The 23528-nt window shown below is 36.9% G+C and carries 26 protein-coding genes; 19 read left to right on the forward strand and 7 right to left on the reverse strand.

What is annotated here, in order from left to right; genetic code table 11:
* Positions 1–3 precede the first annotated feature (3 nt).
* Positions 4–1707, reverse strand: coding sequence for a M28 family peptidase (locus tag KYH19_RS23980; RefSeq protein ID WP_219077055.1), 1704 nt, complete (start codon positions 1705–1707; stop codon positions 4–6).
* Between the two features lie 44 nt (positions 1708–1751).
* A complete protein-coding gene (locus KYH19_RS23985) occupies positions 1752–2210 on the reverse strand; it encodes a DoxX family protein (protein ID WP_219077056.1) in 459 nt (152 codons plus the stop codon).
* Between the two features lie 201 nt (positions 2211–2411).
* On the opposite strand from KYH19_RS23985, the gene KYH19_RS23990 reads away from it, so the two are divergent.
* The 3 genes from KYH19_RS23990 to KYH19_RS24000 all read left to right on the forward strand — a co-directional run bounded on the left by KYH19_RS23990 (position 2412) and on the right by KYH19_RS24000 (position 4579).
* The gene (locus tag KYH19_RS23990; RefSeq protein WP_025145553.1) at positions 2412–2522 is read left to right on the forward strand and encodes a hypothetical protein; all 111 of its coding nucleotides are present in this window, start codon (positions 2412–2414) and stop codon (positions 2520–2522) included.
* Positions 2523–2663: 141 nt separating this feature from the next.
* Positions 2664–4073 (forward strand): 23S rRNA (uracil(1939)-C(5))-methyltransferase RlmD, encoded by a 1410-nt coding sequence (gene rlmD / locus KYH19_RS23995; RefSeq protein WP_219077057.1) that lies wholly within the window; start codon positions 2664–2666, stop codon positions 4071–4073.
* A 92-nt stretch (positions 4074–4165) separates the two neighbouring features.
* Positions 4166–4579, forward strand: a complete 414-nt coding sequence (locus tag KYH19_RS24000) for a hypothetical protein (RefSeq protein WP_219077058.1) — start codon at positions 4166–4168, stop codon at positions 4577–4579.
* A 125-nt stretch (positions 4580–4704) separates the two neighbouring features.
* On the opposite strand, the gene KYH19_RS24005 is transcribed toward KYH19_RS24000, so the two are convergent.
* Together KYH19_RS24005 and KYH19_RS24010 are read right to left on the reverse strand one after the other, a co-directional pair.
* Entirely contained in the window at positions 4705–5409 is a 705-nt protein-coding gene (locus KYH19_RS24005; RefSeq protein ID WP_219077059.1) for a head GIN domain-containing protein, read from the reverse strand.
* A gap of 173 nt (positions 5410–5582) precedes the next feature.
* The gene (locus KYH19_RS24010; protein WP_219077060.1) at positions 5583–6887 is read right to left on the reverse strand and encodes a serine hydrolase; all 1305 of its coding nucleotides are present in this window, start codon (positions 6885–6887) and stop codon (positions 5583–5585) included.
* A 222-nt stretch (positions 6888–7109) separates the two neighbouring features.
* Between KYH19_RS24010 and KYH19_RS24015 the strand changes: the two genes are divergently transcribed.
* From KYH19_RS24015 to KYH19_RS24065, 11 genes are all read left to right on the forward strand, one after another.
* Complete coding sequence (locus KYH19_RS24015) at positions 7110–7616, forward strand: phosphoribosyltransferase family protein (protein ID WP_219077061.1); 507 nt, start codon at positions 7110–7112, stop codon at positions 7614–7616.
* A gap of 191 nt (positions 7617–7807) precedes the next feature.
* Positions 7808–8431 (forward strand): 1-acyl-sn-glycerol-3-phosphate acyltransferase, encoded by a 624-nt coding sequence (locus tag KYH19_RS24020; protein WP_132403535.1) that lies wholly within the window; start codon positions 7808–7810, stop codon positions 8429–8431.
* Positions 8428–9525: a glycosyltransferase family 2 protein gene (locus KYH19_RS24025; RefSeq protein ID WP_132403532.1), complete on the forward strand. Its 1098-nt coding sequence runs from the start codon at positions 8428–8430 to the stop codon at positions 9523–9525. The genes KYH19_RS24020 and KYH19_RS24025 overlap by 4 nt, the downstream gene beginning before the upstream one ends.
* Positions 9495–10169, forward strand: a complete 675-nt coding sequence (locus KYH19_RS24030; RefSeq protein WP_219077062.1) for a carotenoid biosynthesis protein — start codon at positions 9495–9497, stop codon at positions 10167–10169. The genes KYH19_RS24025 and KYH19_RS24030 overlap by 31 nt, the downstream gene beginning before the upstream one ends.
* A 32-nt stretch (positions 10170–10201) precedes the next feature.
* Positions 10202–10408, forward strand: a complete 207-nt coding sequence (locus KYH19_RS24035) for a DUF2683 family protein (RefSeq protein WP_132403526.1) — start codon at positions 10202–10204, stop codon at positions 10406–10408.
* Positions 10390–10671 carry a Txe/YoeB family addiction module toxin gene (locus KYH19_RS24040; protein WP_132403523.1) on the forward strand — a complete coding sequence of 94 codons (282 nt, stop codon included), beginning with the start codon at positions 10390–10392 and terminating at the stop codon, positions 10669–10671. Before KYH19_RS24035 ends, KYH19_RS24040 begins: the two co-directional genes overlap by 19 nt.
* Positions 10672–10687: 16 nt before the next feature.
* Positions 10688–11539: a 4-hydroxy-3-methylbut-2-enyl diphosphate reductase gene (locus KYH19_RS24045; protein WP_219077063.1), complete on the forward strand. Its 852-nt coding sequence runs from the start codon at positions 10688–10690 to the stop codon at positions 11537–11539.
* A 46-nt stretch (positions 11540–11585) separates the two neighbouring features.
* Positions 11586–12116 carry an isochorismatase family protein gene (locus KYH19_RS24050; protein ID WP_255562647.1) on the forward strand — a complete coding sequence of 177 codons (531 nt, stop codon included), beginning with the start codon at positions 11586–11588 and terminating at the stop codon, positions 12114–12116.
* 49 nt (positions 12117–12165) lie between these two features.
* Positions 12166–12840 carry a fatty acid desaturase gene (locus KYH19_RS24055; protein ID WP_255562517.1) on the forward strand — a complete coding sequence of 225 codons (675 nt, stop codon included), beginning with the start codon at positions 12166–12168 and terminating at the stop codon, positions 12838–12840.
* 342 nt (positions 12841–13182) lie between these two features.
* A complete protein-coding gene (gene hemH, locus KYH19_RS24060) occupies positions 13183–14193 on the forward strand; it encodes a ferrochelatase (RefSeq protein WP_219077066.1) in 1011 nt (336 codons plus the stop codon).
* A 14-nt stretch (positions 14194–14207) separates the two neighbouring features.
* Positions 14208–14714 carry a gluconokinase gene (locus KYH19_RS24065; RefSeq protein ID WP_219077067.1) on the forward strand — a complete coding sequence of 169 codons (507 nt, stop codon included), beginning with the start codon at positions 14208–14210 and terminating at the stop codon, positions 14712–14714.
* Here KYH19_RS24065 and KYH19_RS24070 read toward each other — a convergent pair.
* Positions 14692–15924: a 3-deoxy-D-manno-octulosonic acid transferase gene (locus KYH19_RS24070; RefSeq protein WP_219077068.1), complete on the reverse strand. Its 1233-nt coding sequence runs from the start codon at positions 15922–15924 to the stop codon at positions 14692–14694. The two genes, KYH19_RS24065 and KYH19_RS24070, sit on opposite strands and share 23 nt — an antisense overlap.
* 361 nt (positions 15925–16285) lie before the next feature.
* Between KYH19_RS24070 and galE the strand changes: the two genes are divergently transcribed.
* The 3 genes from galE (at position 16286) to KYH19_RS24085 (ending at position 18815) form a co-directional block, all read left to right on the forward strand.
* Complete coding sequence (gene galE / locus KYH19_RS24075) at positions 16286–17308, forward strand: UDP-glucose 4-epimerase GalE (protein ID WP_219077069.1); 1023 nt, start codon at positions 16286–16288, stop codon at positions 17306–17308.
* On the forward strand, positions 17309–17866 hold the full coding sequence (locus KYH19_RS24080) for a hypothetical protein (RefSeq protein ID WP_219077070.1): 558 nt from the start codon (positions 17309–17311) through the stop codon (positions 17864–17866).
* Between the two features lie 211 nt (positions 17867–18077).
* On the forward strand, positions 18078–18815 hold the full coding sequence (locus KYH19_RS24085; protein WP_132403493.1) for a tyrosine-protein phosphatase: 738 nt from the start codon (positions 18078–18080) through the stop codon (positions 18813–18815).
* Between the two features lie 148 nt (positions 18816–18963).
* Here KYH19_RS24085 and KYH19_RS24090 read toward each other — a convergent pair whose 3' ends face one another.
* Both KYH19_RS24090 and KYH19_RS24095 read right to left on the reverse strand, forming a co-directional pair.
* Positions 18964–20193: an ABC transporter permease gene (locus tag KYH19_RS24090; RefSeq protein ID WP_132403490.1), complete on the reverse strand. Its 1230-nt coding sequence runs from the start codon at positions 20191–20193 to the stop codon at positions 18964–18966.
* Positions 20194–20295: 102 nt separating this feature from the next.
* Positions 20296–20649, reverse strand: a complete 354-nt coding sequence (locus KYH19_RS24095; RefSeq protein ID WP_121287812.1) for an iron-sulfur cluster assembly accessory protein — start codon at positions 20647–20649, stop codon at positions 20296–20298.
* Positions 20650–20741: 92 nt separating this feature from the next.
* Here KYH19_RS24095 and KYH19_RS24100 point away from each other — a divergent pair, with 92 nt between their 5' ends.
* Both KYH19_RS24100 and KYH19_RS24105 read left to right on the forward strand, forming a co-directional pair.
* Complete coding sequence (locus tag KYH19_RS24100) at positions 20742–21272, forward strand: hypothetical protein (protein ID WP_219077071.1); 531 nt, start codon at positions 20742–20744, stop codon at positions 21270–21272.
* A 154-nt stretch (positions 21273–21426) separates the two neighbouring features.
* On the forward strand, positions 21427–22974 hold the full coding sequence (locus KYH19_RS24105) for a methylmalonyl-CoA mutase (RefSeq protein ID WP_219077072.1): 1548 nt from the start codon (positions 21427–21429) through the stop codon (positions 22972–22974).
* Positions 22975–23528: the final 554 nt, after the last annotated feature.

Here is a 23528-nt window from a genome sequence, read left to right on the forward strand (position 1 = left end):
AACCTACTTCAATTCCGCTAAATACACTTTGGTTTGCTTTTCGATCTCGTTGGTCGCAAATTTAATGGCCGAACCTACTTTTGTGGTTTCTGCTTTTACTGGCATTTTATTGATGGTTGTCAATGCATCAACATACCATTTGCACCAAACCTCAATAATATGCTTCTCGTCATTAGCCGCTTTTCCATCAGCAATTGCTTTCTTGCTGAGCTCAAATTCAGTTTTTAAGCGTGTCAAAGCATCTGCTTTAACTTGCGAAACAGTAACTATAGCCGTGTTTTCATCGGCAGAAATTAAAGTGTAAGCTGCAGTTAAACCACTTATCCCAACGTTTTTCATTTCAGTTGACGAAACTTTGTCAATCCGGTCGTTATCCGTATGGTAAAACACATCGGTAAAGTGCCACATCAGTAGTCCTGGGATTTTATTTTGCAAAAATGGAGTATGGTCGCTGCCGCCTTCAAAAGGATTATAGTTAACCGTCCAGTTTGCATATTTACCTTGGGCCTTGCAGATATCAAAGATGAAGTCATTGAAATAATGTGGGAAAAGATCTTTCTCCGTAACATCGCCGGCGCCCCATTCGGTGTGTTTATCTGTTCCCCTTGTCCAGATGGCAGATGGATCGGGCATCTTTTCAATCAGAAAAGAACCTCCTGTTTTTTTTGTGTCTTCGCCGACCATATCCAAACTCATTCCCCATAAAATGCCTTTGGCACGCGAAGTATCTTCTGTAATATACCTTCTGGTCGATACAATTTCATCACCCCATAAAAAAGTGAGGGTGCGTTTCGGACTGATTTTTTTTGCCTGGTATAATTCAGCAGTTCGTCTCGCCATTTCTGCCAATGTACCTACACCGCTCGCATTATCATTTGCCCCGGGTTCCTGTACGTGTGCGCTAAATACAAAACGTTCAGTAGGATTTACACTACCCCTAACATTTGCTACAATGGTTAATTCTTCTGAAGGATATATTTTGGTCTGGATATTTACTTTCAGCTTCGTTTCACCCTTTAAACAAGCTGATTTTAGTTTTTCTTTAGCAGCATAAGATAGGAGCAGCGTCCATAATTCACTATTGGCTTTCATGCTACCAAACTGGATAGAAGTTTGATGAATCTCTGGTTGGGTATATTTTGGCATTGAATAGCCTAAAACGCCAATGGCTCCGGCTTTGGTTGCGATTTGAAGTAAGCGTGACGGATTATTTTCCGAAAACAGGATTTTTCCTTTTAAATCCATCTTTTCTATCTCTGCCGGAACAAATTTTTCGATGTAAACCACATTTGCCGTAATGCCATCAGCAGGAGTTGAGCTGCAGTTGATGGGAATCATGTTGCGGTTGGTTTTGTAAGAAATGAGTGGTTTCGACTCGCCAACAATATCAATATTGGCATCAACAGGTTCCCAGGTGCTGTTTTTCATCGTCCTTTTTTCGATGCGGTAGGTTAAAGGAGCTTCAAACTCATTCTGTTTCTGTTCAACAAAACCAGCTTTTTTAAGAATGTTTTCTACATAATGGATACTGGCATTAAAACCTGTGTTGCCGGGTACACGGAAATATTTCTCTACAAAAGCAGTGGTTTCGTAGGCATTTTTTTCTATGAAACCAGCCCGCGTCAGCTTGAAATATTCATCTGTTGGGTTTTGTGCGTAACATGCCACTCCCGCAAAAAGCAGTACAAAAAGTATCTTTGTTTTCATGATCGTTGGTAAAAGCGAAAGATACTAAGAATATTTAATGTTGCTTACGCGTAACGCTTGCCCGTTTTACGTTTTAACCCTTCATCAACGGATAACGGGCCTGAACCTACTACCCAAAACATAATCAGCAGAAATAGCACCAATACCGAAAACCACAATTCAGAATTCGGTGTAGAAAAACCCGGGGTAAGGTTAACAAAAAACACGGCAAACAGTAAGATTGGGATCTGGATGACGACGGCAAAGCGGGTAACCAGGCCTAGCGTAATCAAAATACCGCCAACCAAATGCGCAAAGGCTACAACGTGAATGGCTACACTGATCAGTACGCCTGAAAAACCGAATACGTTATTTTGTGTGATCATATTCTGGAGTACGGATGTGTCGCTAACGAAAGAAACACCTTTTCCAAAAATGATCAGGCCAAGTACAATCCTAAGATAATCCAGCCATTTTGAGTGATGAACATCTCCCCAATGTTCAATTTTACGGATAACGTTCATAATGAACCTCCATTTTTATGTGAATGATAGTTTAAGTTACGGATTTATGTTAGATTATCAAATAAGAGTTTGAAAATCAATGTAATGACGGAAATTTGCAGTTTTAACCGTTTGATGTAAAATTAACATAAAATTAATCTATACCGTTTTGGTTTTTGGTATGAATTTAGTATTATTGCTTAAATAGATAGGTTTTTTATCATGAGCAAAGAAATATTAGAGTTTTCTGTACAGGTAGATGAAAAATTTGACCTAAAATTTAATTGGTTAGATGGCTTTTGGGGCGCTGCATTTAAATTTTTTGGAAAATAATTTTGAAATATAATTTTTCTTAACGAACAATCCTCGTTCGAACAAGACAGTATTGCCTAATCTTTCTTGATTAACCTGGTTTTAAACCCTCCACCTTTCTGCCTTCTACCTTTAACCTCTTTTTTCTATCTTTGCAAAATAATGAGTAGAAGAAAACCCGGTACGGTAACAATAGTTCCAAACGTACATATAATTGATATTGCTGAAGAAGGAAAAGGTGTTGGCAAGGCCGACGAATTAGTCATTTTTGTTGACAAAGCCGTTCCTGGCGATGTGGTAGATGTGCGTTTGACCAAAAAGAAAAAGAATTTTGCAGAAGCAATCATCGAGCAACTGCACGAAAAATCGGAACTTCGTACAGATCCTTTTTGTCCTCATTTCGGAACCTGTGGTGGTTGCAAATGGCAACACATGGGCTACGATGCACAATTAAAGTTTAAGCAGAAAAATGTTGAGGCTGCGTTACAACGTTTGGGTAAAATAGATACCTCAGGAACTGAACCTATTCTTGGTTCGGCAAAAAACAGGTATTACCGTAATAAACTTGAGTTTACTTTTTCGAATAAACGTTGGTTAGAAAAAACCGATATGGAACGCGAAGAGGATTTTGATATGAATGCACTGGGCTTTCACGTACCCTTGCGTTTTGATAAAATTTTAGACATTGAGCACTGTTACCTGCAGGATGAGCCTTCTAATTCGATCAGGAATTCAGTGCGTAAATATGCTTCTGATCATGGTTTGTCGTTTTACGATCTGCGTAACCATGAAGGCGCTTTACGTAACCTAATTATCCGCACTTCAACTACCGGAGAGGTAATGGTAGCGGTCGTTTTTGCTTATCTGGAGCAAGAGCAGGTTGATGGTTTAATGGGTTTTCTTCAAAATGAATTTCCACAGATAACTTCATTGTTATATATCGTTAACCAAAAGAAAAACGATACCATTTTTGATCAGGATGTGGTGGTTTTCTCCGGTCGTGATCATATTTTCGAAGAAATGAACGGCATCCGTTTTAAAATCGGGGTGAAATCTTTTTACCAGACTAATTCTGAACAAGCTTTTGAGTTATATAAAATCACCAGGGATTTCGCCGGTTTTAAAGGCGATGAACTGGTTTATGATTTATATACCGGTGCGGGTACAATTGCGAATTTTATTGCAAAAAACGTGAAGCAGGTAGTAGGCGTAGAATATGTGCCAACCGCAATTGAAGATGCAAAGTTTAACTCCGAATTAAACGGAATCGATAATACTATTTTTTATGCTGGCGATATGAAAGATATCCTGACTTCAGAATTTATATTGGCACATGGTAAACCAGATGTGGTCATTACCGATCCGCCACGCGCTGGTATGCACGCAGATGTAGTACAAAGGTTACTGGAAATGGAATCTGAAAAAATTGTTTATGTAAGCTGTAATGCGGCTACGCAAGCAAGAGATTTAGAGTTACTGAAAGAGAAATACGATGTGGTGCGCATTAAACCTGTGGATATGTTTCCGCATACGCAGCATGTAGAAAATGTAGTATTGTTAATGTTAAAGTAATAGAATTGATTGAATGAGTGAAGGATTGAATGAGGCAATTGGGCTTTAACATTCAACAATTCAATCAATCAAAATTCAATTAGTAGTTAGGTATGGATAGAGAAGAATTATTAGGCGCAACGCCCGAGGAGAACGGAGCAACACAAAAGAAGCAGGAAAGTCCGCTGGTAAGCTTAGAAAAAGACCTTGAGTTTTATGCTGATGCGATTAAAGAAGTAGCCATCGAAATTATGGTTGAAGGCATTTCAGCCCACCCGATTTTTATTGCGCACCAACATGAGGTGAACATCGGAGAACTTATCTTAAACAAAGAAGAACTTAATACCGATTGGACGATACAAGCATCTACTTTAGAGGAGTTTGTAGAAAAAGGGATCATCAGCAAGGAGAAAAAAGAATCCTTCTTAAAAGTGTATAAAAAACCGGAAGATTTTATGTGCGTATTCGTAATTGTTCCTGAAGGCGCCAACTTTATTTATTATCCGTATAAAAAAGGTAGAGGGTAGAAAGGCTGAGGGTTTAAGGTTTTCTCTATAGCCTTTAATGACCATAATTTGTGCAATCACCTATATTAAAAAAAGCGCCGCTTTGCATCCACAAAGCAGCGCATATTATTAACTAAACTAAACTTTTAATTTACGTGGTGTACATCTCCACTTTTTGAGCTTGATGTTTTTTTAAGTGAAGCATTTCCTTTATAACTCACGTCGCCACCACCACTCGCACTGGCCTCCAGGCCTTTATTTACATAAAGACTTACATCAGAACCACCAGAAGCCTGCACCTTTGCATAATCAGTAATCAATTCATAAGCGTCTATATCACTACCGCCACTTGATTGAATGGTCATATTTTCTGCTTTGCCTTTTAAATCGATATCACTACCGCCGCTTGACTGGATGGATAAGTCGTTACAAACCACCGTTAATTTTAAGTCTGACCCACCAGATGAGCGAATAGCAAGTTTATCGGTTTTGATCTGATTTTGTGTAAAAACATCCGACCCTCCGGATGCTGCAATAGCATTAAGGCTTTTGAAACTTACATAAGCCTTAATGGTACGGTTTTTAAACATACCGCTCCAGTTGATGCCGTCTTTAAATTTTATGATAACATTACTGCCGCTTTGCTCAACAATAATATCTTTTAATGTTTCCGAATCTGATTTTATGCTCACACTCTCACTACCACCTTGGGTTAGGTACAAGTCGATTCCACTGCTTACGCCAATACTATTAAAATTTTTAACCGTGAAACTTTTAGTTTCCTGTGCTTTAGCGATGTAGCTGGTTACCACTATAAATAAAATGGCGGATGATTTGATAAGGATTTTCATAGTCGTTTTGTTAAATGATTCTGAAGCTTCATTACGCAATATTGTGCAATAATGGCTTCGATTTTGTATTTTGGTTATTCATTAGACGCATCTCTGATGAAAACGTTGCAAGCAGTGGAAATTATTTTTCAAATAGTTGAAAAACCTGAATGGTCTTTTTGTGAACTTTAAATCTATTTATCCATTTTAGTGCATTTTAGAATATTATCTCCGTCTTTAATTAAAAGCGTATCGACTATACCTTTTTCATTTTTTGTAAAAATTATCTTTGGGTCAAAATCCCAAAGAAAAAATATTTCCTGTGTTTGCGGAAACAGATTGAAGGTTGGTAAACCAATGGTTTTTAAGATTAAATTCTTATCTTTTTTATAAATATTTACCTCTTCGCCATCTGGCCTCATGTATTTGCCTGTATAGGTATTTAATATATCATCGCTTATATTAAAAACTTTAGGGATGTCATTTAGTGGCGTACTTTTGAGGGCTTTATGTATGATTTCTGTTCCTTCAGGCCAAAAAGACCTGACAATGTTATTGCAAATGATTTGTCCATTGTCTCCATTGGTTAATACAATTAAGCCACGTTTTGATTTTGGAAGCAATACGATAATTGCCGCTACGCCTGCATCATTACCTCCATGTTCCATTGCATATTCATGATTGGGTAAATCTTTAATTAATCGCCAACCTAGTCCTTGCATTAAATTCTGATTAATTTTAGCCTGTCCTTTAATTATTTCGTTAAATAATTGCTTAGAAATATGGAGACCATTTAAAGTTTCAATGCCAAATTTACTAAGGTCAATAACTGTTGTAATCAGATCATCTGCAGCACTTGGTTCGGAAGCATAATTACTTTTGGTGTATTCTTTTCCATTGGCATCATACCACCTGCTAAATCTTTTTAAATCTTGTTTACCGTTCCATTCATGTTTGGTGTCGATCATACCGAATGGTTTAAATAAAATAGAGTCTGAAAGTTGAACTAAAGATTTGTGAAATTTATGTTCTATGGCTTTTTTGAGATACTCCATTCCTTCTCCCGAATAATTAAATTTGGTTCCTGGCGCAAATTCAAATTGAAGTTTTCCTGATGCATTCATCCATCTCCAATTGCTAAATCCTGATTGATGACTTAAGATATGGCGGGTTGTAAGTTTTTTTGATAATGAATCAGATGCAATATCAGGATCGGTATAATAATGATATAGTGGTTCATCTAATTGCCAATCGCCATTATCAATTAGTTTTAGTACAAGCGTTGAAAATACCACTTTAGTTACCGATGCTACATTGAAAAGTGTATTGACTGGTTTTAGAGACCCAGTAGAATCCTGACCATATACTTTTGCATGTATTAACTTTCCATCTTGTATTATGCCAAGGCCTACATTTGGGACATTTAAATCTTTTTGCCAGGCAGCTATTTGATCTTCTAACAGTTTGATTTTTTCTTCAGATCGATTGTGTTTGAGCATTTTACTACGACTATTATGTTGAGCATAATTGATAGTCGGACTTAATAGAAATAAAAAAAGATAAAAAATTATTTTGTTCGAATATTTCATTTTCCCTGCGTGTTCTATTGGATTATCAGACGGTGATTAGAAGAAAACGTTGCAAGCAGTCGAAATTATTTTTCAAATAGTTTGAATTTCATCCTTAAAATCGTTCTTTTTGTATTCAATCCTTTTTATACAATGGCATCGCAATTACTTATTCTTAACAAGAAACAGATTCAGCAGAAAATAGACCGTATCGCTTATCAGATTTTGGAAGATAACCTGAATGAGAAAGAAATAGTATTGGCGGGTATCTGGGACCGCGGCTACAAATTGGCATTAAGATTAGAAAAGGTACTAAAAAAAATCTCTGGCTTTAAATTAACCATACTGCGCATTGATCTGCAAAAGGAGAGTAGCAAATTGGTTGCTTCAACCGATCTCGATGAAAGCCATTGGAAAAATAAAGTAATCATTATCGTAGATGATGTATTGAACAGCGGTAAAACGCTGGCTTATGGTTTAGGCGTTTTCTTAAATACGCCACATAAAAAAATCCGAACCGTAGTTTTAGTTGATCGTAGTCACAAAATTTTCCCTATTGCCACTGATTTTGTAGGTCTTGAATTGGCAACTATCTTAAAAGAGCATGTAGATGTGGTGATGGATGTGGAGGGAGAGGAAGATCGGGTTTATTTGAGCTAGGTTGGATGTAAAATGGAAGAGGTAGGGTTAAAGGCCTATCTTTAATCGAAGTAAAAAATTTGTTTAATTCGTCATTTCGACCGAAGTGGAGAAATCTTTAAACAGTACATCAAAAATCCTATATTCCTTTTACAAGCGAGGGGGTATTACTAAAATTTGCAATTCACCTCATTTTTTTGCAATTTCCCGAAATGTATCAGCCCAGAAAAAATAATTTGATCTTCAGCTTTTTCTCCTGGTACATTCAGTTTATCATCAAAAAAGATTTTGCAGCATTTCAGTATGATCAAATTCAGGTTGAATCTGATGCATCTTTGTTGGTTTTAGCCAATCATTTCAGTTGGTGGGATGGTTTCTTCCTGTTTTATATCAACAAAAAAGTATTTAAGAAACGATTTCATATTTTGGTGAATGCTGAAAACTATAATAAAGTAGGTTTTTTGAAATACCTTGGTGCCTTTGCTATCGAAACTAAAGGTAAAGATGTTTTAGAAACACTTAATTATGCGGGCAAGTTATTGGACAATCCTGCAAATATGGTACTTGTATTCCCTCAGGGCAAATTGTATTCAAATCACTTGAAAAATATCAGTTTCGAAAAAGGAGTAATGCAAATGATTAATGCCAGTCAGAAAAAAATCAATATTATTTTTGCTGCTACCTTTATCGATTATTTCGCGAAAAGAAAGCCCTCTGCCTATACTTATCTACAGCATTGGGAGAACGAGGAGTACGTGAGTTTACAATTACTAAAAAGCGCCTACAATAAACATTACGATCAATCGGTTGTTAAACAAACTCAGCTAATTGAATGACAATTTTTATTTATGCCGTTTTAATTTTTCTGGTGATCCGGTTTTCGGTTACTGTTTTCAACTTCCTCTCTAACCCGAAGTTGCCGAGAGTGGTTAAACACTACCATGATAAGGTTTCGATCTTAATACCTGCGAGAAATGAAGCAGAGAATATTTTGGAATTACTTGTTTCAATAAAAAATCAGGATTATATCAATTATGAGGTTATTGTTTTGGATGATAACAGCAGTGATCATACATTCAGTATAGTTGAGGAATTTTGTTTCTCAAATCCGCAATTCAAAGTGTTAAGCGGTAAAGAGCTGCCTCAAAACTGGCTTGGAAAAAACTATGCCTGCCATCAGCTTAGCGAGTTGGCTACCGGGAAATATCTTTTGTTTATTGATGCAGACGAATCAATCAAAAGAGGACTAATCAATAGCCTCATTAACCGAATGGAAATTGGAAATCTGGCCTTGCTGAGCGTTTTTACGAACCAAACTATAAAATCGATAGGCGAGTGGTTGACCGTACCCTTAATGCATTTCATCCTGTTAAATTTATTGCCTTTACGTTTGGTGAAGCTCTCAAAAAATCCGGCATTTGCAGCAGCAAGCGGGCAATGTATGTTTTTTAATGCCAATAATTACAAAGCAAACCATTGGCATGAGCGGGTTAAACACCAGGTTGTAGAAGATGTAGAGATTATGAAGCTGGTAAAACAAGAAAAATTTAATGCAGAAGCGCTTTTAGCCAATGGACTGATTTATTGCAGGATGTACAAAAATTTAGGCGAAAGCTTAAATGGTTTCAGTAAAAATTTACTGGCAGGTTTTGGTAATAACATCATAATATTATTACTTTACCAGCTTTTGGTAACCATAGGGCCGGTAATTTTAATCTTAAACTTTAATGTTGCTTTACTTGTATTACCATTAACTTTAATAGTGTTAAGTAGAATAATGATCTCTTATTTATCTGGACAGCATGTTTTGATAAATTTGATTTTACATCCCTTGCAGATGTTGTTCTTCTTAATCATATCATTTATTTCTATAAAGAAACATATTTTTAAAACGAGTACATGGAAGGGCAGAACGATCAAAACGATTTAAAGATTAAGAGGATTGCAGTTGCAATAATTGTCGTTTTTCATATTGTTGGCTTGTTTGGCTTCTTAATTCCAGCTGCACAACCTTATTTTATTAAATTAGTTCCCTTTCATTTATTGCTGATGTTTGCCGTAATTCTTTTTTCTTACAATGCGGATGTGAAAAGATTGTTGTTGCTGGTTTCGGGTGTATTTCTCTGTGGCTTTTTAGTCGAGGTATTGGGCGTGCACACTGGGAAAATATTTGGAAGCTATTATTATGGCGATACGTTGGGATACAAAGTTGCTGCGGTTCCACTACTCATGGGCGTAAATTGGGTAATCCTTATTTTCAGCATTGGGCAAATGATGAAAAGTATGAAAATCAGGAATAGTATTCTGGCTTCTGTACTCGGCGCTTTTATACTGGTTGGTTTTGATTTCTTTTTGGAACCTGTGGCCATGAAATTTAACTATTGGCAGTGGGACTGGCATGAAATTCCGGTTCAAAATTATGTAGCGTGGTTTATCGTTTCGGTAATCTTATTGAAGTTTTATTATGCTTTAGGTTTAAAACAACAGAAATATATCGGTACAGCCATGTTTGCTTCACAGTTAATCTTTTTTGTTGTCTTATACATGACAACCGGAACAAATATTTTTGCTTAATTTTGTGATGTTATTTTAATTAACTTTATAACATGGAAACACTAATTGTACAGCCTAAAACTAAAAAACAACTTTTGGCAGTTGAGGCCGTGTTACAAGCGTTGAATGTATCTTTTAAAAAAGAAAAAAGTTACAGTCCCACATTTATAGATGAAATAGCTAAAGGGGAAGAAGATATAAAAAATGGACGTCTAACCAGGATTAAGGATGTTCATAATATATGGGAAAGTATTTTGTAGATATTACTGATCAGGCTAAACAACAGTTGGCCGCCATACTTAAATCAGGAGATCAGGCTTCAATAAAGAAACTCCAGCAAATTTTTATAGAATTAAGTATCCATCCAGCATCAGGAGTTGGTAAGCCTGAAAAACTAAAATTTGAATTTTCAGGCTATTGGTCGAGACAGATAAATAAAAAAGATAGGTTAGTCTATAGGATCGATGAAGAGATTATTACAGTATTTGTAATTTCTGCAAAGGGACACTATGGCGATAAATAACTAATCCTAAAAACAAATGAGCAATTTAAACTTACAGGTTAACATCGATAAATCATCAGGCTTTTGCTTTGGGGTAGTATATGCCATAGAAATGGCCGAAGATATTCTGGATAACGAAGGTTATTTATATTGCCTTGGCGATATTGTACATAACGATGAAGAAGTGGAGCGTTTAACCAATCGTGGATTAAAAATCATCGATCACGAAGTATTAAAAAACTTAAGGGACGAAAAGGTTTTGATCAGGGCGCATGGTGAGGCACCTTCGACCTATCAACTGGCTTTAGAAAATAACCTGACATTAATTGATGCTTCTTGCCCTGTTGTGCTGAAATTGCAAAACAGGATTAAAAATTCTCATGATGATGATGAGCAGGTGCTTATTTTTGGGAAACACGGTCACGCCGAAGTTATCGGCCTCCAAGGTCAAACAGATGGTAAAGCCATTGTTTTTCAAGATTTAGCTGAATTAGATAACGTTGAGCTTCCTGCTAAATTTACATTATATAGCCAAACCACTAAAAGCACCGATAAATTCTACCACATTAAAGATGAATTATTAAGCCGCGGTTACGAAGTAAAAGCTAATGATACGATCTGCAGGCAAGTATCTAACCGGTACGAAGAACTCGAAGATTTTGTAGGTCATTACGATAAAATTGTTTTTGTTTCGGGCAAAAAATCGTCTAATGGAAAAGTTCTTTATGATGTATGTAAAAAACACAATGATAATTCATACTTTATTTCTAACGTAGAAGAATTAGATCAGGCCTGGTTTAACGAAAATGATAAAGTAGGCATCTGTGGAGCTACTTCTACGCCGATGTGGTTAATGGAAAAGGTACAAGCTGCATTAGAAAAATTCTAACTATAAAAAGAGCTAATCAATTAATATTTATTTAATAAAAGCTTTGTTGATAATAGATATGCAGATTGGTAGTTTTAAACCTTACACTTTGCGTTATGATACTTTAGATGTAATTGAGAGGATAAATAAATTATCACATTGTTTTAGAGTGAATAATTATAAAGTGATTTTTGTACAACATGATGGTACTAAAGAAAAGATATTTTTACCGAATACTTCTGATTGGGAACTCTTGCCAGAATTAGTTAGCAGTCCTACAGATGATATCGTCTCAAAATCAGCTAACGATGCATTTTATAACACAAATTTGCATTATCTTCTAGCTAAAAGTAATATTACAGAATTATTTGTTACTGGCTGTGCGACCGATTTTTGTATCGATGCAACAGTTAAATCGGCTATTAGTAGAGATTATGAAGTAACTGTTGTAGAAGATGCCCATACAACTGCAGACCGACCACATTTAACTGCTCCTAAAGTAATTGAACATTACAATTGGATGTGGAGTGAAATGACTCCAACAAACTTTAAAATTCAAGTTATAAGAACTAAAGATCTACTTACTTTGTTTGCTTAGGAGTAATATGCCAATTGAACAGGGATTTTTAAATCTACAAAACCATAAATTGAAAGCTGTAAACCCATATACCGGAATTCTGGTTGCGTTAACCGTAATGGTCTGCTGGTTTACATCACTCTTTTTTTTGTTGAACTGGAATTTTAACTGGAACAATCCTTTGATTTATCTGATGGTTTTTGTTCAGATGCATTTGTACACCGGTTTGTTTATTACCGCTCATGATGCCATGCACGGAACGATATCGCCGAACCAAAAGGCCAATAATTTTATTGGCTATCTTTCCGTTTTTCTTTACGCAGGCTTTTTTTATAATCGTTTGTACGCGAAACATCACCAGCACCACCGCCATGTACATACTGAAAATGATCCGGATTTTGCACCACATGGCTTTTGGAAATGGTATTTCCGTTTCATGCTAAATTATGTCACCATTATTCAATTGGTGATTATGGCAATAGCTTTTAATGTTTTGAAAATCTGGATTGATGAAAAGAATCTGCTGTTATTTTGGGTATTGCCATCCTTATTAAGCACCTTTCAACTGTTTTATTTCGGAACCTATTTACCTCACAAAGGTGAACATGATAACGAATACCATTCTTCTTCATTGCAGAAAAACCATTTTGTTGCATTTATTACCTGTTACTTTTTTGGTTATCATTTAGAACACCATCAAAAACCAGCTATGCCCTGGTGGCAACTTTATAAAACTAAGGGATAATATCATTAGTTATGCTGTCAGATGTTGCCATCTGACAGCACTTCAACAACACACTTAAATAGGGTTTAAAAACGTTAGAAACCTGCACAAAACAAGGCTCATAAACCTGACTGTACGAAAATCCTTTTTGTAATAGTGATGTTCGAATCAGTGATGGTATTTACAAAAAGATTGTAAGGAAGGCAGGGCTACGCTTAAATAGACTTGCTGCATTTGCTTTTCCAGTAAATAAGAAACAAATACAATATATTTTGACCGAAAAATGTCGGCCATCATATTTTTAACATAGATAAAAAGCAATAAAAAGGCGATATTTGCGTCACAAAACATATTCTTGTATACATGAGCAAAAAGGGAATTTTACTGGTAAACTTAGGAACACCTGATAGTCCGGCAACGGCTGACGTTAGAAAATACTTGGACCAATTTTTAATGGACGAAAGGGTAATCGATATTCCGAAGTTGAACAGAACATTATTGGTTAAAGGGATTATTGTACCCTTCCGTAGTCCCAAAACTGCAAAATTATACAAAGAAATCTGGAATGAGAATGGTTCACCATTGTTGTTTTACAGCAGGTTACAAGCTAAAATGCTTCAGGAAAGATTAGGCGACGACTACCATGTTGAGTTGGCTATGCGCTACCAAAGCCCATCCATTGCTTCGGCGCTGGCAAACTTAAAAGCAGGTTTGGTAGAAAGTATACAGGTTATCCCAATGTTTCCGCAATATGCTTCTGCGAGTACCGGTTCGGTAATGCAACTGGTAATGGAATTGGTGAGCAAGTGGCAAACCGTACCACCGATTTCGTTTGTGAATTCTTTTCATGATAACGAATTGATGATTAAAGTTTTTGCAGAAAATGCTAAAAAGCATAACGTAGAAAGTTATGATCACGTGTTATTCAGTTTCCACGGTTTGCCGGAACGTCAGTTGTTAAAGTGCGATCATACCGGAAGTTACTGTTTAAAAAGTGCCGATTGCTGTCAGACATTAAACGATACCAATAAATTTTGTTATTCTGCACAGGGGCATGATACGGCCAGGTTAATTGCCAAAGAATTAAATCTATCGAGAGATCAATATACCGTTTGTTTCCAATCGCGTTTAGGTAAAGAGCCATGGGTGCAGCCTTACACTACAGATGTATTAAAAAAATTAGCTGCCGAAGGCAAAAAGCGTCTTTTGGTTTTTAGTCCTGCTTTTGTGGCCGATTGCTTAGAAACGCTTTATGAAATCACGGTAGAATACCATGAAGAGTTTAAAGCCTTGGGTGGCGAACATGTTCAGTTGGTAGAAAGTTTGAACGATAGCCCCGTTTTTATTGAGGCACTTGCCGGAATGGTTAAATAGTTTTAGATTTAAAGATGGCAAATTTTATCATTTTAATGGGGGTGTCTGGAAGTGGTAAAACGGTTATCGGAAAGGCTTTGGCACCAAGAATAAATGCCGAGTTTATAGATGGCGATAACCTGCATTCGCAACGGAATGTAGATAAAATGGCTGCGGGGATTCCCTTAACAGATGCCGACCGTTTAGATTGGCTACTGCTGATTGCGAAAGTTGGTCGCCAACATGTGGCCCATGGTACAAATTGCATTATTGCTTGTTCTGCACTTAAGAAATCGTACCGCAATTTGCTGAGGACAGATAATACAACCATCCGATTTGTTTATTTAAAAGGGAGTTTCGATTTAATTCACGATCGTATTACTAAACGTTCTCACCAATATATGCCTTCAACCTTATTAAAAAGCCAGTTTGATACATTAGAAGAACCACTGGGTGATGAGCAGGATGTCGTAACGGTTTCAATCGATCAAAGTATCCCCGAAATTGTTGAAAAAATTGCTAAGGCCGATCTGATTTCGTAATCATCGAAATAATCTGATCAGTTGCCCCTTTTTTATTTGCAACATATCTTTTAGCCTGGTCTGCAGCATCTTGATTTTCTATTAAACCTTCAAACGCATTAATTAAATCAGTTGTGGAGCTGATACTTTTCGCTGCGCCAATAGCAATGAGATCTTTTGCTTCCTGAAATTTATCATATTTAGGCCCGAAAATTACAGGTAGACCAAATGCTGCGGCTTCTAAAGTATTATGGATACCTGTTCCAAAACCGCCGCCAATGTAAGCTACTTTTCCGTATTGATATAATGAGGAAAGCATACCGATGTTATCTATGATGAGCGTTTGGTGTTCGGCGTTTGGCGTTTGATTAGACGAACTGAATACTGAAAACCGCACACTGTTAACTGAAAACTGTTTCTCTATACTTTCGATATGGCTTTCGTGAATCTCATGTGGGGCAATAATAAACTTCCAGTTAGGGTATTTTTCTGGTAGGACCGATAATATTTTCTCATCTTCAGGCCAGGTGCTTCCGCAAACTAAAGTAGGTGAGTTGCCAATAAAGCCTTCGATGAGGGGAAGCGATTTTGGTGATTGTGCATTTTCGTAAACACGGTCGAAACGGGTATCGCCATTAATGGTTACATTATTTAAACCGATTGATTTTAAAAGGTTTTCACTCTCTTTATTTTGTACGAAAAAGTAAGTAACAGATTTTAAAATATTGCGGTAAAAACCGCCATACCATTTAAAAAATGCCTGACCTTCTCTGAAAATTCCGGAAATTACATATAAAGGAATACTCTGATCTTTTAATTCCTGAAAATAGAAATGCCAAAATTCGTATTTAGTAAAAATCGCCATTTCAGGATTAATGCAAGCTATAAAACGTTTAGCATTAGTGGCAGTATCAATGGGGAGATAAAATACATCTGCCAGTGCATAATTTTTCCTAATTTCATATCCCGAGGGAGAAAAAAAAGTAACTATAATTTTTTTCGCGGGATAAAGGGTTTTTATTTTTTCTAAAACGGGTCTGCCTTGTTCAAATTCGCCTAAAGAAGCAAAATGAAACCATATATGTTTTTCGGCAGGATTAATTTTTTGGGCAATTATGGTAAAGATATTTTTGCGCCCATTGATAAAAAGTTTGGCTTTAGGATTAAATAATGAGAATATCCTGATGAGTAAAGTATATGCCCAGATTCCGATGATGTAAAGTAATTTCATATCTTCGTGCCAAGATAAAACGAATATTTTTAAAAAGCTTAAAAATATATGGACGCCTCGCGATTTTACTTAATATTCAACTGAATAAATAGACTTCGCTGATTGGCCTATAGCTAAACAAAATAAAAAAGTATAAAACATAAAATCATTTTTGATGGCTGGAATTTATACGATGCAAAAAAATGATCTTGGCAATTATTATAACAGTATCGGTAGGAAATTAATTTACAAAAGCTAAGGAGAATTGGGCTGGGAACCAAAAATTGGATGTGCGGAAGGATTAAAAATTACATACGAATACTTTAAATCATTGCCTTCAGAGGCATTGGAAAAAATAGAACATAAAGATTTAACCGTTAAAATGGCAAAAATATTAGTTACTGGTGGAACAGGGTATATAGGTTCGCACACAGCTGTAGAATTACATAACGCAGGATATGAAGTTGTAATTGTAGATAATCTTTCAAACTCGAATATCAAAATTTTAAACCAACTAAATGCCATTACGGGCAAATGGTTCGATTTTCATGAAATTGATCTTCAGGATGAAAAAGCGGTACAGGAATTTGCAGAAAACCACAACGATATCGATGGAATTATCCATTTTGCGGCTTCAAAAGCGGTTGGCGAATCGGTAGAAAAACCATTAAAATATTATAAGAATAACTTTTATGGATTGATTAACCTGCTAATTTCATTTAACAGGAAAATTAATTTCGTGTTTTCTTCCTCATGTACCGTTTATGGCCAGCCAGACACTTTACCGGTAACCGAAGCTGCATCGGTGCAGAAAGCAGAATCTCCTTATGGAAATACCAAACAGATCGCTGAAGAAATACTGGCAGAAACGGCTGCTGTAACACCTGATTTAAGTGTAATCGCTTTGCGTTACTTTAACCCGGTTGGTGCCCACGAAACTGCTTTGATCGGTGAGCTGCCAAATGGTATTCCGGCAAACCTTGTCCCGTTTATTACTCAATCTGCTATTGGAAAACGTGGTCCGATTACAGTTTACGGAAATGATTACGACACGCCAGATGGTTCTGCTATCCGCGATTATATCCATGTGGTTGATCTGGCAAAAGCACACGTTGCTGCTATTAAAAAATTAGAAGATGGAAACCCGAACGGTAACTATGATGTTTTCAATATCGGTACCGGTAAAGGATCGTCAGTTTTAGAGATTATTGCCGCTTTCGAAAAAGTAAATAGCGAAAAACTGGATTATAAAATCGGTCCGAGAAGGGCGGGAGATATTGTTCAGATTTATGGCGATGTACAAAAAGCGAATAACGAACTGGGCTGGAAAGCCAATCTGGATATCAATGAAATGATGCGCTCTGCCTGGGAGTGGGAAAAATACATTAAGGCTAACCCTTTTTAAATGAAGTTATCAGAGCATAAAGACTTAAAAACTGCCATTACCGAACTGCCTGTTAAAGAAAAGGACAAGCTGTTATTGCGCTTAGTGGCTAAAGATAAAGTGCTCACTGAACACCTTCATTATAAATTATTAGAGAATGAAATCGATTTAGAAGATCGGAAAGAAAAGATTAAAGCTGATGTTGAGGAACAGGTTCAGGAACTGAAAAAGCTAAATGCCAAAGAGGCATTGGTAAAAGTCAGGAAAATGATCACCTCGGTTAACCACTTTTATAAGGTAACCAAAGATCCTGTTGGGGAAGTAGAACTTAAACTTTTTATCTTAAATGCTATTCCATTTGATTATAAAAAATCAATTTTTGGTTACCGTGATTTTATGATGCTTTTTAGTATCTATTACATCAAAACAGTTGCGGTAACCATCAATAAATTCAAAAAACTTCACGAAGACCTGCAGTTCGATTTAAGTGAAGATCTTAATCACTTGCTTGGTAAAATCTATTCTTCTAAACTTTCTGGTACAGCAGAGGCCAGTAATTTGCCAAAAGAGATCAGTTAATACTATATTTCCGTTATGTTAACCAATAAATCTCCAGGATTAAAGAATGCAGTTTTAAATTTACCTCCAAACAAAAAAGATAAATTACTTTTGAACCTCCTTAGTATGGATTTCACATTAAGTCAATTAGAGAAAATCAATTGTTAGAAGATAATAGCGATCTGGTTAAACGCATCGGACAAATTAAACAGGAACCAGGATAATTTAAAATATGTTCGGATTATTTAAAAAGAAAAAAATAGCGCCTAAATTTAATTTCTCTGGTATCGGGACAGATATGCATTCGCATATTATTCCGGGTATTGATGATGGTGCCCGGACCCTGAATGATTCTTTTCTACTGGCCAAAAAATTTAAAGCTTTAGGTTATAAGAAGCTGATTGCCACTCCGCATATTATGGCTGATTATTTCCGCAATACACCCGATACTATTAACCGTGGCCTGGACACATTGAGAAAGGGCTTACTGGAAATAGAACTCGATTTGGAAGTTGATGCCGCTGCAGAATATTACCTGGATGAAACTCTGGAAAAAAAGGTCAGACAAAAAGAGGTGTTAACTTTTGGGGATAATTACCTTCTGTTTGAATTATCCTATGTAAATGCTCCTCAAAACCTGATTGATTTTATAAGGCTGATGCAGGATGCCGGATATAAACCTGTACTGGCCCATCCTGAGCGTTATCCTTACTACTACAATTCCTTCGAGAGTTATCGTCAGATCAGAGAAACCGGCTGCCTCTTGCAGTTAAATGGTATTGCCTTAACAGGTTATTATGGCGCTGGCGCAAAAAAAACAGCAGGCGAAATGGTGGAAAACCACATGGTCGATTTTCTAGGCAGCGATATGCACCATTTAAAACATGCTGCAGCACTGGAAGATAGCCTTGGTATGCCATTAATGCAACAACTGCTTGCTCAGGCACAATTGAATAATGCATTGCTTTAGGCCCCTAAATTCCCTAAAGGGGACTTTGCCTCACTGACGGTAATAACAAATCTTAAAAAAAACTTTTTTGTAACTAAACGAAGGGTAAAATATAGATTTACCGTTGCCATATACTCCCTGCAATTAACTCCCCTTTAGGGGCTGGGGGTTATTCATACCTCAATGCTTCTACAGGATCCAGCTTTGAAGCTTTTTTAGCAGGATAGTATCCGGAAAGGATTCCTACCAATACACATAATACAAAGCCACCAATAATAAATAGCCAGGGGATCAGGAATGAGCCACCCATAGCAAGAGAAATCAGGTTTCCTAAAACTATTCCCAGAAAAATACCTAAGGCACCCCCCATTAAACAGATTACTACAGCCTCGATTAAAAATTGGCGACGAATGACCTTCGGGTTTGCGCCGATCGCTTTACGGATACCAATTTCGCGTGTACGTTCGGTAACTGAAACCAGCATGATATTCATTAACCCTATTGAGGCCCCAATTAAAGTAATAATTCCAATGGCAACACCGCCAATAGCCACAAAGGCCAGGTTCTCAAATAATGTTTGTGCAATGGCATCACTCTTGGTAATCTCGAAATTATTGCTTTCGTTTACCTTTACCTTACGGATATTTCTAAATAGTGCAGTAGATTCGCCAATAATGTTTTCCTGCATCTCATTACTAGGTACCATTACTGTGATGGTGTAAGATGGGTTTGCATTGGCATTAATCTGCTTCGCCTTTAGCAGCGGCACGTAAACAGCCCTGTCGCCACTAAAGCCCATGCTCGATCCCTTCTTCTCTAATATACCAACAATTTTAAAACGGTTATTGCCTACATTGATCAGTTTATCTAAAGGGTCTGAGTCTTTGAACAACTTTTCTACTACTTCGCCACCAACTATACAAACATTACTTCCTAACTGTATTTCAGAAACGCTAAAATTTCTTCCTTGCGAGAGATTTAAACCCTGAGAGGCTAATCCATTTTCATCAACCCCCTGAACGTTAATATTTGGGTTGGTTTTTAAACTTCCATATTTTATGGTAGAGCCGTTGCTGGCAAAAACACTTACTGCAACAGTGGCAGGCGTATTCAGGCTATCTTTAAATTTAACGGCATCTTCATAACGGATGGCTTTAAAAGGTTTTGGTCTTTTTCCATTTCCAATCCTGATTCCTGTACCACGGTTTCTGATGGTAAATGAGTTGGCCCCCATGCTACTAAAAGCATCTGTCATACTTTTCTTTACAGCATCAAGAGTGGTTAAAATCCCAACCAAAGCCATTAAGCCAATAGCGATAATCAAAGCAGTAAGCATGGTACGCAAGCGGTTCGCTTTAATAGATTCTAGTGCCAGTCTGATGTTTTCTCTGTAATTCATTTAGTATTGCGGTAAGCGTTTGGCGGGCAAAGCTTGTAAAAATAAAAAAAGTCCCGATGTTTAGACAAGGGGACTACACTATATGTTACAATAATATTTTATTTATGCCGAGAAACTCGTGCCACAGCCGCAGGTGCTCGTTGCATTAGGGTTAACGAAGGTAAAACCACGAGAATTTAATCCATCCTGCCAATCGATCATCATGCCCATTAAGTACATTTGGTGTGCTTTATTCATGAAAACTTTAATGCCCTCAATAAAATATTCCTGATCGCCATCTTTTTTCTGATCAAAACCTAAAACGTAGTTCATACCAGCGCAACCACCGCCCTCAACGCCAACGCGTAATCCGTAATCCTCACCGATCTCCTGCTGATCTTTTAATTTATATAACTCTTTAGTTGCTCCTTCCGAAAAAGTAACCGGTGCAAATGCTGTATCAACTGTTGTGCTCATGTTATTTAAATTTTATCTGTTACAAATATAAATAATAATGCACATTTTTGCTTTTAACGGTTCGTTAATATTACCGTAATTAAACAATACTTATGAATACCCAACAGATTTTGATTGATATAGTAACCTTATTTGTAGGCATTTTTGCTGCACTAATGGCCGTTTATTATATTTTAAAGAGCGATATTCAACGATTTTTTGACCTCAAAAATATTGAACTGAATAAAGAGAGCCGGGCGCATATTTTACCCTTAAGATTGCAGGCGCACGAGCGTTTAATTATATTTATCGATCGTATTAACCCAGCTAATTTGCTTGTTCGCCTACACCAGCAAGGAATTGCGATTGCTACTTTACAAGCTGGTATTTTAAATGAAATCCGTTCAGAGTACCAACATAATATCACCCAACAGTTATATGTAGATGGTGTTACCTGGGGTGTGGTACGGAAATTAAAAGACGATACCATTGCCATGATTAATAATGCAGTACAAGGTTTACCAGCCGATGCAAATGGGATTGAGTTGAGTAAAGCTATTTTACAGCACATGGCCAGTATAGATGAAAACCCATACGACTTAACGATCGGGCTGATTAAAAAAGATATCAATAAGCTATTTTAAGGTCAATCGTTTAATTGATTGTGCAATTGCTGGTCATCATATTCCGTTAACCGATTAACCAGTTTCAATAATTAGCTTTCGAGTACAGTTAACCCAAATACACACCACTACTGGACCAATTAACCAATGGCCACTGGACTAATGAACTAACCAAATGAGCGAGAAAAAGCACACTACTACTTCGGGGATTGAAATAAAGGCGCTTTATACCGAAGCGAAGCCAATGGAAGAACTGCCTGGAGAATTTCCTTTTACGAGGGGGATTCAGAAGGATATGTACCGAGGTCGCTTGTGGACGATGCGGCAGTATGCTGGGTTTTCGACTGCTGAAGAATCAAATAAACGTTATCATTATTTATTGGCTCAGGGAACAACAGGATTATCTGTTGCTTTTGATCTTCCAACGCAAATTGGTTACGACTCCGATCATGAAATGGCTGATGGCGAAGTAGGCAAGGTTGGTGTAGCTATCGACTCGTTAAAGGATATAGAAATTTTATTTGATGGCATTGAGCTGAAAGACATTACAACTTCGATGACGATTAATGCAACGGCTTCGATTTTACTGGCCATGTATATTGCGCTCGCCAAAAAACAAGGTGCAGATTTAAAGCAGATTTCGGGTACAATACAGAATGATATCTTAAAAGAATATGCTGCAAGGGGAACATATATCTATCCGCCAAAGCAATCAATGCGTTTAATTACTGATATTTTTGAGTTTTGTAGCAAAGAAGTGCCGAAATGGAATACCATTTCCATATCTGGCTACCATATTCGTGAGGCTGGCTCTACCGCTGTGCAAGAACTTGCTTTTACATTGGCTAATGGCAAGACCTATTTAAAAGCTGCTTTAGATAAAGGTTTAGATATTAACATCTTTGCGAAACGATTGTCGTTTTTCTTCAACTGCCACAACAATTTCTTTGAAGAAATCGCCAAGTTTAGGGCAGCAAGACGGATGTGGGCCAAAATTACAAAAGATTTGGGAGCTACAGATGAAAAAGCCCAAATGTTAAGGTTTCATACCCAGACCGGAGGCTCGACTTTAACTGCGCAACAACCACTAAATAATGTGATCAGGGTAAGCAATCAGGCCATGGCTGCGGTTTTAGGTGGAACCCAGTCTTTACACACTAATGGCTACGATGAGGCGCTTTCACTTCCAACAGAATCTGCAGCAAAGATTGCTTTACGTACCCAGCAGATCATTGCTTTCGAGAGTGGTGTTACCGATACTGTAGACCCATTGGCCGGATCGTTTTTTGTGGAAAGCCTAACAGATGAAGTTGAAGCTGCTGCCTGGGTTTATATTGATAGGATAGACGCTATGGGTGGCTCTGTCAATGCTATCGAAAGCGACTATATGCAAAATGAGATTGCTGGTGCAGCTTATCAATATCAAAAAGAAATCGAAAGCGGCGAAAGGATTTCGGTAGGTGTGAATAAGTTTACACAGAAGGAGGAAGGTTTAACCGAGGTATTTAATATCGATGATTCGATCCGCAAGTTGCAATCTGAAAAGCTTGATGAGCTAAAATCAATCCGCGATCGGGTTGTGGTAGAGCAAGCGCTTCAGCAATTGAGCGAAGCTGCAAAAGGTGAAGCCAACCTCATGCCTTTGATTATTGATGCCGTTGAAAAATATGCCACCCTTGGCGAAATTGCAGATGTGTTTAGAAGTACTTTTGGTGTTTATTAAGCAACTTAAACACCCTGATCCTTGTGCTTCATTCAGGTTAAGATTTTAAGGTATTCTACTTTTGGTTATTGATCATAAAAATGAATAGATATCTTGTTTCATTGAAATCAAAATTATGCGCTAAACTGTAGTAAAATTCATACAAAAACAAAGTATAATGAAATAATACAAAAACAATTTGGGCGATCGACCTCAATTGATATTATTTATTCATCTTATGGCTTTGATTTACAGGTTATTCGGATTAAAAAAGGCTAAAACGCTTAACTAGTGCTTAAAATGGCTTGGATTTTGCTTTTTCAACAGCTATTCGAAGTGATGATTGGGGGCGTTGGTATTAAATGATAGTTAATGTGGATAACCAGTGTTAATAAATAGTTATCAACATAAAAAATTGAGGTTAACTGGGCTACTATATTCCTTATCAGTACGTTACGATTTATTTGAGATTTTTGTTTAAAATGTTGATAATTTTCTCAATATTCGTAGTCCCTAAACGGACCATCCCTTTAATTCGAATAGGTACTGTAAACCAATAAATTATAGAAATCGCA

Source organism: Pedobacter sp. D749, from assembly GCF_019317285.1.
In the GTDB taxonomy this organism is placed as follows: Bacteria; Bacteroidota; Bacteroidia; order Sphingobacteriales; family Sphingobacteriaceae; genus Pedobacter.